Genomic DNA, 11,792 nt, shown 5'->3' with positions numbered 1-11,792 from the left:
CCGGCCAACCACCGCGCCACATGACCCGCGATCGCACCCGTACCACCCGTGACCAGCACACTGCCACGCGGCGCCCAGCCCTCCTCGGACCCACGGGACTGGGGCACCCGCGTCAGGCGCCGGCCCAGAATCCCGGCCGAGCGGATCGCGACCTGGTCCTCGCCGCTGCCTGCCAGCACCGCTACCAGGCGTGCACCGGCCCGGTCGTCCAGCGTCGCGGGCAGATCGACCAACCCGCCCCAACGCTCAGGGTGTTCCAGACCGACCACTCGGCCCAGTCCCCACACCTGCGCCTGCACCGGACGGGCCAGCACCTCACCCGGACCAGCGGCCACCGCACCACGCGTGGCCAGCCACAGCGGCGCGACCATCCCGGCATCGCCAAGGGCCTGCACCAGGGCCAGCGTCGCCGCCAGACCACCGGCCACCACCGGGTACTCCGGCACCGGCGTCTCGTCCAGCGCCAGCAGCGACAGCACACCGGACACACCGGCGGACTCCGCGCCCGTCAGCGCCTCGCCGAGCAGCGCGGCCACACCGTCCCGGCCCACGACCCCGGCCGGCACCTCGACCACGACGACCTCGGCACCACGAGCACCAAGCGCCGAAACACACTGCCGCGCCACCTCGTCCTCACCCGGTCCAGCGGGCGCGACAAGCAGCCACGTCCCGGACAGCACACGGGAGTCCGGCTCGGTGATCGGCGCCCAGCTCACCCGGTAACGCCAGTTCGCGGTCACCGAACGGTCCAGCTCACGGCGCCGCCAGGACGCCAGCGCCGGCAGCACCTCGCTGAACGGACGGCCGCCGTCCACCGCCAGCGTGTCGGCGAGCTGTGTCAGGTCACCGCCCTCGACGGCAGCCCAGAACTGCGACTCCGCCGCCGTACTCGCGCCGTCTCCACCGACGGCCGAGCCCTGGGTGGGCAGCGCCAGCACGCCCTCGGGCCAGTACCGCTGGTGCCGGAAGGCGTACGTCGGCAACTCCACCAGCTCGCCCACCGGGAGCACCGCGCGCCAGTCCACCGTCGCGCCCTGCACATATGCCTCGGCCAGCGACGTGAGCAGCCGCGCCGCGCCACCGTCTTCCCGACGCAGCGTCCCGCACACGGCACCCGGGACCGCGCCCGGACCGGCCTCCAGGACCACCTCTTCGAGGGTGTCGTTCATCGCTCCCAACAGCACCGGGTGCGGGGTCACCTCGATGAAGATCTGGTGCCCCGTCCCGGCCAGCACCCGCACCGCACGGTCGTAATGCACGGTGGCCCGCAGGCTCGCGTACCAGTACGCGGCGTCCAACTCCTCGCCGGACAGCGTCTCGCCCGTCATCGCGGAGACCATCGGCACCCGACCCCGACGCGGCGCGATCCCGTCGAGGACGGAAAGGATCTCCTTTTCGAGCCGCTCCACCTGGGCGGAGTGCGAGGCGTAGTCCACCGCCACCATCCGGGCCCGTACGCCCTCGGACTCCAGTTCGGCCTTGAGCTCTTGCAGAGCCTCCGGATCGCCGGAAACCACCACGGCGGACGGCCCGTTGACGGCCGCCAGCGACAGCCGCTCGCCCCACTTGGGAAGGCGCTCCTCGACAGCGGCGGCCGACAGGCTCACCGAGAGCATCCCGCCCGCACCCGCCAGCACCTTCAACGACTGCGACCGCAACGCCACGACCCGCGCGCCGTCCTCCAGCGACAGCATCCCAGCCACCGTCGCCGCAGCGATCTCACCCTGCGAGTGACCCACCACCGCATCGGGGACGACACCTGCCGCCTCCCAGACGGCGGCCAGCGACACCATCACCGCCCACAGCGCAGGCTGCACCACATCCGCAGCCTCCAGAGCAGGAGCACCCTCCGCACCCGCAAGGACATCACTCAGCGACCAGTCCACAAACGGCGCCAACGCCCGCTCACACTCCGCGAGCCGCGCCGCGAACACCGGGCTGGCCTCCGCCAACTCCCGGCCCATACCCAGCCACTGCGAACCCTGCCCCGCGAAGGCGAACACCACCCGCGCACCCGGCCGGGCCACGCCCGACACCACCGAACCCGCAGGCACACCGGCCGCCAGGCTCTGCAGACCGGACACCAGCTCGGTACGGTCAGCGCCCACCACCACCGCACGGTGCTCGAACACCGACCGCGTGGTCGCCAACGACCAGCCGACATCGGCCAGTTCCAGCTCCGGACGTGCCGCCACCCACTCGCGCAGCCGACCCGCCTGCGCGGTCAGGCCCTCGGCCGAACGGCCCGACACCAGCCACGCGCCGACCCCGCCGGGATCGACGACCGCGGCGGTTTCGGGCGCACCGGTCCCCTGGGCCTCGCCGGGGACCTCGTCCTCGGCGGGTGTCTCGGTGGGCTCGGGGGCCTCCTCCAGGATGACGTGCACATTGGTGCCGCTGATGCCGAACGCCGAGACGCCGGCGCGGCGCACTCGGCCGTCGGACGGCCACGGCACCTGCTCGTTCAGCAGCTTGATGTCGCCGGCTTCCCAGTCCACGTGCGAGGACGGCACGTCCGCGTACAGCGTCTGCGGAATCTGCTCGTGCTGCAGGGCGAGGACCATCTTCATGAGGCCCGCGACACCGGCCGCCGCCTGGGTGTGGCCGATGTTCGACTTGATCGACCCCAGCCACAACGCGCCCTGCTCGCCCCGGTCCTGGCCGTAAGTGGCGAGGAGCGCGCCCGCCTCGATGGGGTCGCCCAGCGTGGTGCCCGTACCGTGCGCCTCGACCACGTCCACATCGGCGGCGGTCAGCTGGGCGCTGGCGAGGGCTGCGCGGATGACGCGCTGCTGGGACGGACCGTTGGGGGCGGTCAGACCGTTGGACGCACCGTCCTGGTTGATCGCGCTGCCGCGCACCACGGCGAGCACCGGGTGTCCGTTGCGCCGCGCGTCGGACAGCCGCTCCACGACGAGCATGCCCGCGCCCTCGGCCATGCCCATGCCGTCGGCCGCGTCCGAGAACGCCTTGGAGCGTCCGTCCGCCGCCAGGCCGCGGGCGTGCGAGAACGCCAGGAAGCCATCGGGGCTGGCCATGACGGTGATGCCGCCGGCCAGCGCGAGCGAGCACTCGCCCGAGCGCAGGGCCTGGGCGGCCAGGTGCAGTGCCACGAGGGACGAAGAGCAGGCCGTGTCCACCGTGACCGCCGGGCCTTCGAGACCGAGCGCGTACGACACCCGGCCCGACAGCACGCTGGCCGCGTTGCCGGTCATCAGGTGCGCCCCGAGGCTTTCGAGGTCGGCCTCGTCCTCCATGGTGACCGCGAGGTAAGAGGAGCTGTATCCGCCCACGAACGCGCCGGTCTGGCTGCCGCGCAGGCTCGCCGGGTCGATACCGGCCCGCTCGAAGGCTTCCCAGCTCACCTCCAGCAGGAGGCGCTGCTGCGGGTCCATGGCGAGCGCTTCGCGGGGGCTGATGCCGAAGAAGCCCGCGTCGAACCCGCTGGCGTCCTGGAGGAATCCGCCCACCTGTGTGTAGGAGGTGCCGACCTGGGCCATGTCCGGGTCGTACAGGGCCTCGATGTCCCAGCCGCGGTCGGTGGGGAAGGTGGACATCGCGTCCGTGCCCGTGGACAGCAGCTGCCACAGCTCGTCGGGGCTGGTCGCGCCGCCGGGGAAGCGGCAGGCCATGCCGACGATCGCGATCGGCTCGTCCGCCACGACCGCGGCCGTCGCCGGGGTGGTGATGGGCTCGGCGACGTCGGACAGGTCACCGGCCAGCTGTTCGCGCAGCAGTCCTGCCAGGGCCACGGGGTTGGGGTAGTCGAAGACCAGCGTGGCGGGCAGCCGCAGTCCGGTCGCCGGGTTCATCCGGTTACGGAACTCGACCGCGATCAGCGAGTCGAAGCCCAGGTCGGTGAAGGGGCGGCCCGCCTCGATCGCGTCCCCGGAGGCGTGTCCGAGTACCGCGGCCGCGTGGGTGCGGACCAGGTCCAGCAGCACCCGGTCGCGTTCGGCGCCCGGCAGCCCGGCCAGCTGCTGGCGCAGCGCATCGGCGGCGCCGGCACCGCCTGCGGCGGAGGTGACGGCCGTCCGGCGGGGGATGAAGTCGTCGGCCAGCACCTGCCACAGCGCCGGGATGCCGGTGGCGGCGGCCACCGCCCGCAGCGCGGTCTTGTCGAGGCGGGTCGGGACCAGGATGGCCTCGTCCCGCTCCAGGATCAGGTCCAGCAGGAGCAGGCCTTCGCTCTCGCTCAGCGCCGCGAGTCCCGATCCGGTCATCCGTCGGAGCATCAGCTCGTCCAGGTCGCGGCCGATGCCCGCCTCGGGCATCCACGGGCCCCAGGCCAGCGCCGTCGCCGCGAGTCCGGCCGCCCGGCGGTACCCCGCCAGCGCGTCCAGGAAGGCATTGGCCGCCGCGTAGTTGCCCTGGCCGGGTCCGCCGAAGGCCGCCGCCACGGAGGAGAACAGCACGAAGTGGTCCAGGCCCATGTCCTGGGTCAGCTCGTGCAGGTTCCAGGCCGCGTCCACCTTGGGGCGCATCACCGCGGCGACCCGCTCCGCGGTCAGCGAGTCGATCATTGAGTCGTCGATGATGCCCGCGGCGTGGAAGACGGACCCCAGCGGGCAGTCGGACGGGATGTCCGCCAGCACCGCGGCCAGCGCGTCCCGGTCGGCCACGTCGCACGAGATCACGCGGACCCATCCGCCGAGCGCCGCCACCTCGGCGGCCAGTGCGGCCACTCCCGCGGCAGCCGGGCCGGAACGGCTGATCAGCAGTACGCCGCCGGCCCTTCCGGTGGCCACCAGGTGCCGGGCCACGACCCCGCCGAGGGTTCCCGTACCGCCGGTCAGCAGCACCGAGCGGGGGCCCGTGCCGTGCTGCGGCTGCGAGGGCTGCTCCGTCGGCTCGGGCAGTGCCAGTTCGCCTACGGGACGGATCAACCGCCTGCCGTAGGCGTGCTGTTCGCGGAGGGCCACTTCCGGTTCGCCGCCGGCGAGGACCGAGGGCAGCAGCTCCAGTCGGCCGTCGCTGCCGGCCGGGGGCAGGTCGGCCAGGACCAGCCGTCCGGGGTTCTCCACCTGCGCCGAGCGCAGCAGGCCCCACACGGCGCCGGCCGTCAGGTCGGCCACGCCCTCCTCGGCCCGTACGGCCACCCCGCCACGGGTGACCACGACCAGTTGCGCGGACTCCAGCTGCTGCGCGCTCAGCCACTCCTGCACCACTTCGAGCGCCTCACCGGCGACCCGGCGTGCCGCTGCGGCCACGGAGCCGGCGCCGCTGTCGTCGTCGCCCACGCACACGAGCACCGCTGCGGGAGCGATGTCTCCCGCGCTGGTGGCGGCGGCGATCTCGGCGACGTCGGCGTAGGTGCGCACGGGTACCCCGGCGGCGTTCAACTGGTCGGCGACGCCGAAGCGGTCGGTGCCGATCAGCGCCAACTGGCCCTCCAGGACCGCGCTCTGCTGGGGCAGCTGGGTCCACTCCACGGTGAACAGCGCGTCGCTGACCCAGTCGTCGCCGGTCTGCAGCTGGTCCGGTGAGACCGGGCGGGTGACCAGCGATGCCACCGTCACCACGGGGCGGCCGGTGGTGTCCGCGGCCGTCAGCGACAGGTTGCCCTGTCCGTCCCGGCGCAGGCGGGCGCGCAGGACCGAGGCGCCGGTCGCGTGCACCTCCACGTCCGTCCATGCGAACGGCATGCGTATCTGGCCCGGTTCGCTCTCATCGGCCGCGTCCGCGTCCGCGGCGTCCGCCACGACGCCCGCGAGCAGCGCCGCGTCCAGCAGCACCGGGTGCAGCCCGAACGAGGCTGCTTCGTCCGCGACTTCCTCGGGCAGGACGACCTCGGCGAAGATGTCCTCGCCGCGCCGCCAGACCGCCCGCAGGCCCTGGAAGGCGGGGCCGTAAATGTCGGCCAGGTGGACGGTGTAGAGGTCCGTGATGTCCAGTGCGGTGGCGTCGCGCGGCGGCCAGACGCTGAGGTCCTGCTCCGCTTGTACGGGCGTGTGGGCGGGGGCCAGCACGGCGCCCGCGTGCTTGACCCACTCGTGCTCCTCGTCCGGCTTGTCGGGCCGGGAGAAGACGTCCACCTCACGGCGTCCGTCGTCGTCGGCGCCGCCCACCACGACCTGGACCTGTACGCCGCCGCCGTCCGAGGGCAGCACCAGCGGCGCCTGCAGGGTCAGTTCCTCCAGCAGCGAGCACCCCACCTGATGGCCGGCGCTCACCACCAGCTCCACGAAGCCGGTGCCGGGCAGAAGTACGACGCCGCCGACGGCGTGGTCGGCCAGCCACGGCTGCGTACGCAGCGACAGCCGGCCGGTGCACACCAGGCCCGCGCCGCCGCCCAGTTCCACCACCGCACGCAGCAGCGGGTGCCCCACCGCGGCCTGTCCCAGCGACGACGGGTCGCCGCCCGCCGAGGATGCCGCACCCGGCAGGGCCATCATGCCCTTGGGCCAGTACCGCTCGTGGCGGAAGGCGTAGGTGGGCAGCTCCACCCGCTCCGCTGCGGGCAGGACCGCGGTCCAGTCGACGGCCACACCCGCGACGAACGCCTCGGCGAGCGAGGTGAGAAGGCGTATCGCTCCGCCGTCGTCGCGACGCAGGGTGCCGCACACCGCGCCGGCCTGCACGCCGCGGCCCGTGTCGGCGGCGGCCGCCTCCAGTGTGTCGGTCATCGGCGCGATCAGCACCGGGTGCGGGGAGACCTCGATGAACACCTGGTGGCCCGTGCCCGCCAGCGTGCGTACGGCCCGCTCGAAGAGCACCGGGGCCCGCAGGCTTCCGTACCAGTACGCGGCGTCCAGTTCCTCGCCGCCGAGGACTTCGCCGGTGACGGCCGAGAGCATGGGTATCCGGCCGGCGCGCGGTGCCACGTCGGCCAGCAGGGAGGTGATGCCGTCCTCCAGCTGCTCCACCTGCGCGCAGTGCGAGGCGTAGTCGACCGCGACCATCCGCTCGCGTACGCCCTCGGCCTGGAGCTCCTGCTGGAGCTCGTGCAGCGCGTCCACGTCGCCGGAGACCACCACGACCGAGGGGCCGTTGATGACGGCCAGGGAGAGCCGTCCCTCCCAGCGTTCCAGCCGCTTCTCCACGCGGGCGGCCGGCTCGGTCACCGACAGCATTCCCCCGGCGCCGGTGATCGCCCGCAGCGCCTGGGAGCGCAGCGCCACCACCTTCGCGCCGTCCTCCAGGCTGAGCATGTCCGCGACCGTCGCGGCGGCGATCTCGCCCTGCGAGTGGCCCACCACCGCGTCCGGGGTCACACCGGCCGCTTCCCAGACGGCGGCCAGCGAGACCATCACCGCCCACAGCACCGGCTGCACCACATCCGCAGCCTCCATGGCGGGCGCACCCTCCGCGCCGGTCAGCACGTCGGTGAGGGACCAGTCGACGTACGGCGCGAGGGCGCGCTCGCACTCGGCGAGCCGGGCGGCGAACACCGGGCTGCAGGCGGCCAGTTCCTTGCCCATGCCCAGCCACTGCGAGCCCTGGCCGGGGAAGACGAACACCGAGCGGGCGCTGGAGTGCGCCACACCCGAGACGACCGAACTCGCCGGCAGCGCGTCGGCCAGCTGTGCCAGGCCGCCGACCAGCTCGCCGCGGTCCGTGCCCAGCACCACGGCGCGGTGCTCGAACACCGACCGGGTCCGGGCCAACGACCAGGCCACATCGCCCGCTTCGAGGCCGGGCCTGGCCGCCATCCAGTCCCGCAGCCGGTCCGCCTGCGCGGTCAGGCCCTCCGCCGAGCGTCCCGACACCACCCATGCCGCGGCGCCCGAGACCACCGGTGCCGCTGCCACGGCGTCGGCCTCGGCGGCCGCGGTGGCGCCGTCCTCGGACGCGCCGTCGCCACGGGCGCCGTCCTCGGACTCGGGGTCCTCGGCGGGGGCTTCCTCGATGATGATGTGCGCGTTGGTGCCGCTGACGCCGAAGGAGGACACTCCGCCGCGTCGCACCCGCTCCCCGACGGGCCACGGCTTGGCCTCGGTGAGCAGGCGTACGTCACCGGCCGACCAGTCGATGTGCGGCGAGGCCTCCTGCGCGTGCAGGGTCTGCGGCATCTGCTGGTTCTGCAGCGCGAGAACCATCTTGATCACACCGGCGATGCCGGCGGCGGCCTGGGTGTGGCCGATGTTGGACTTCACCGAGCCCAGCCACACCGGACGGTCCTCGGGGCGGTCCTGGCCGTAGGTGGCGAGGATCGCGCCCGCCTCGATGGGGTCGCCCAGCGTGGTGCCCGTACCGTGCGCCTCCACCACGTCGACATCGGCCGTGGACAGCCGGGAGCTGGCCAGCGCCGCCCGGATCACCCGCTGCTGCGAGGGGCCGTTGGGCGCGGCCAGGCCGTTGGAGGCGCCGTCCTGGTTGAGCGCGGACCCGCGTACCACCGCCAGTACCGGGTGCCCCAACCGCCGGGCGTCCGAGAGCCGTTCCACGACGACCATGCCCGCGCCCTCGGAGATGCCCATGCCGTCGGCGTCCGCCGAGAACGCCTTGCAGCGCCCGTCCTGGGCGAGCCCGAGCTGCCGGGAGAACTGGGTGAACATGATCGGGATGGCGGTGACCGTGACGCCGCCGGCCAGCGCCAGCGAGCACTCTCCGGACCGGATCGCCTGGCAGGCCATGTGCAGGGCCACCAGGGACGAGGAGCAGGCCGTGTCCACCGTCACCGCCGGGCCTTCGAGGCCCAGCGAGTACGACACACGTCCGGAGATGACGCTGGTCGAGGTCCCGGTCATCAGGTGGACGTCCAGGTCCTCGTCCGCGCCGAATCCGTAACCGGAGAGCGAGGCGCCGGCGAACACGCCGGTCAGCGAACCGCGCAGCGAGGTCGGGTCGATGCCCGCCCGCTCCAGCGCCTCCCAGCACACCTCCAGCAGCAGCCGCTGCTGCGGGTCCATCGCCACGGCCTCGCGCGGGCTGATCCCGAAGAATCCCGCGTCGAATCCGCTGGCGTCCTCGATGAATCCGGCCTCGTGCACACGCGAATTGCCGTCCGGGTCCTGCCCGCACAGTTCATCGAGGTCCCAGCCTCTGTCGGACGGGAACCCGGCGACCCCGTCCCCGCCTGCGGCCAGCAGCTTCCAGAAATCCTCAGGGGCCTGGACATCTCCGGGGTAACGGCAGCCGATTCCCACGATCGCAATGGGCTCTTGGCTGCGTTCCTCGACCTCACGCAGGCGCTGACGCGTGTCGTGCAGATTGGCCGTTACCCATTTGAGGTAATCGCGGAGAGTCTCTTCATCTGCCATCGGATCTCACCATTCCAGTCTTGAAATGCAAGCTTGCTGTCCGCAATTACGGAGAACTACCTACCGGCCGAGTTCCTTGTGAATGAACTCGAATATCTCGTCGTCCGTTGCGGATCCGATCTTCTCCGCGACCGCCTGACGCCCCGAAGAGGCGCCGGACTCGCTCCACTGGGACAGCAGCCCCTGCAGACGATCGGTGATCAACTGATGCGTCTTCTCGTCCGGCTTCGCCTCGGTCAGAAGCGACCCGAGCCGGTCGACCTCCTCGACGAGGGACCCCGGAGCCGCCCCGTCCTGGAACTCCTCGTTCCAGAGGTACTCGGCCACCGCGACCGGGGTGGGGCAGTCGAACAGCAGGGTGGCGGGCAGTTGCAGACCGGTGGCCGTGCTGAGCCGGTTGCGCAGCTCGACCGAGGTCAGCGAGTCGAAGCCCAGGTCGCTGAAGGCGCGCGTGGCCTCGACCGCGTCGGCCGACGCGTACTCCAGCACCGCCGCCGCCTTGCTCTGCACCAGCTTGACCAGCGTCCGGTTCTGCTCGGCGCGCGAGAGGCCCGCCAACTGCTGCTTCAGGGACACGCCTGCGTCCGGGGCGACGGACGCGTCCGTGCCGCCCGCGTCCAGGGCCTGCCGGACCTCGGGCAGGCTCTCGATGAGCGGGCTGGGCCGCCGCAGCGTGAAGGTCGGCGCGAACCGCGCCCAGTCCACGTCCGCGACCGTCACCAGGCCTTCGCCGCCGTCCAGGATCTGGGCGAGCGCCTGTACGGCCTGGTCCGACTCCATGGCGTAGAGGCCGCCGCGCGCCATCCAGGCGGCGGTGTCCTCGTCGGTCATGCCGCCGCCGCTCCACGGGCCCCACGCCACCGAGGTGGCGGGCAGCCCCTGCGCCCTGCGCTGTTCGGCCAGTCCGTCCAGGAAGGTGTTGGCCGCGCCGTAGGCGGGCTGGACGCTGCTGCCCCAGGTCGCCGAGATCGACGAGAACAGCACAAACGCGTCCAGGTCCAGGTCCCTGGTCAGCTCGTCCAGATGCACGGCGCCCGCGGCCTTCGCCGCAAGCACCGTCGCCGTTTCGGCCAGATCGGTCTCCCGGACCGTAGTTGCCTGCCCCACGCCCGCAGTGTGCATCACGGAGGTCACCGAAGGCCCGCTCGCCGAGACCCAGTTGAACACCCCGGACAGCTCCGCCCGGTCGCTCGCGTCGCAGGTCACGACGTCCACCCGCGAACCGGCCTTCGCCAACTCGGCCGCCAGCGCCGCCACATCGGCCGCGCCGGGACCGGAGCGGCTGGTCAGCACCAGCCGCTGGGCGCCGCGACCGGCCAGCCAGCGCGCCACATGCCCGCCGAGCGCGCCGGTGCCACCGGTCACCAGCGCGGCTCCGCGCGGCGTCCAGTCCTGGCCGACGGTCCGGGGGTGGGAGGCCCGGGTCAGCCGGCGGCCCAGTATCCCGGCTGGGCGGATGGCGACCTGGTCCTCACCGCACCCGGCCAGTACGGCGGCCAGCCGCGCCTCGGTCGTTTCGTCGATGACGGCGGGCAGGTCGATCAGCCCGCCCCAGCGGTCCGGGTGCTCCAGGGCCACGACCCGGCCCAGGCCCCACACCTGCGACTGCACCGGGTTGGCAGGGCCCTCGCCCGAGCCGGCGGCCATCGCACCGGAGGTGGCCACCCACAGCGGCGCGTCCACCTCCGCCTCGCCCAGCGCCTGCACCAGGGTCAGCGTCGCGGCCAGCCCTGCGGACACCACCGGGTACTCCGGCACGGGCGTCTCGTCCAGCGCGAGCAGCGACACGACACCGGCGAACCCGGCCTCCGGCAGCTCCGCGCGGATCTGCTCGACCATGCGCGCCCGCTCGGCCGTCGCCGTGGTCTCCATGACCACCACCTCGGCGCCGCGGGCGGTCAGCACCGCCACGCTTCCCCGGGTCAGCTCGGCCGCCGCAGGTCCGGCGGGCGTCACGACCAGCCAGGTGCCGGGCAGCATCCCCGCTTCGGGCGCGGTGACCGGCGTCCAGGTCAGCCGGTAGCGCCAGTTCGCGGTCACCGACCGGTCCTGCTCGCGGCGCCGCCAGGACGCCAGCGCCGGCAGCACCGCACCGAGCTGCTTCTGGTCCTCGATCGCCAGCGTGTCCGCGATCTGCGCCAGATCACCACCCTCGACCGCCGCCCAGAACCGCGCCTCGGCCACCGTGCTCGCACCATCACCACCCACCAGAGGCGCGGCCGTGGCAGCGGCCTCCAGCCAGTACCGCTGGTGCTGGAAGGCATACGTCGGCAGCTCCACCGACTCCGCGGCAGAAAGCACCGCCTTCCAATCCACCGGCAGCCCACCGACATACGCCTGCGCCAGCGACGTGATCAGACGCCGGGCACCACCGTTGTCCCGCTCCAGCGTGCCCACCGTCAGCACACCCATGTTCCCGGCGTCCTCGGCGGTCTCCGTCACGGAAGCGGTCAGCACCGGGTGCGGGGAGACCTCGACGAACTCCCCGTACCCCTCACCGAGCAGAACCCGGACGGCTTCTTCGAAGCGGACCATCTGCCGCAGATTCGCGTACCAGTACGCGGCATCCACCTCACTGCCCGACACCCA

At 73.0% G+C, this 11,792-nt stretch carries 2 protein-coding genes; both read right to left on the bottom strand.

Annotation, left to right across the window (positions count from 1 at the left end; genetic code table 11):
* Positions 1-9,203, bottom strand: a 9,203-nt coding sequence (locus AC4IJH_RS42200) for a type I polyketide synthase (RefSeq protein ID WP_490857347.1), incomplete at its 3' end; no start/stop codon positions are given.
* Positions 9,204-9,263: 60 nt separating this feature from the next.
* Positions 9,264-11,792 (bottom strand): SDR family NAD(P)-dependent oxidoreductase (locus tag AC4IJH_RS42195; protein WP_490857346.1); only part of this gene is annotated, 2,529 nt, incomplete at its 5' end.

The organism is Streptomyces sp. UF-297 (assembly GCF_058245575.1).
The sequence above is the reverse complement of the archived record's forward strand: the minus strand, read 5'-3'. Positions and strand labels throughout refer to the sequence as shown.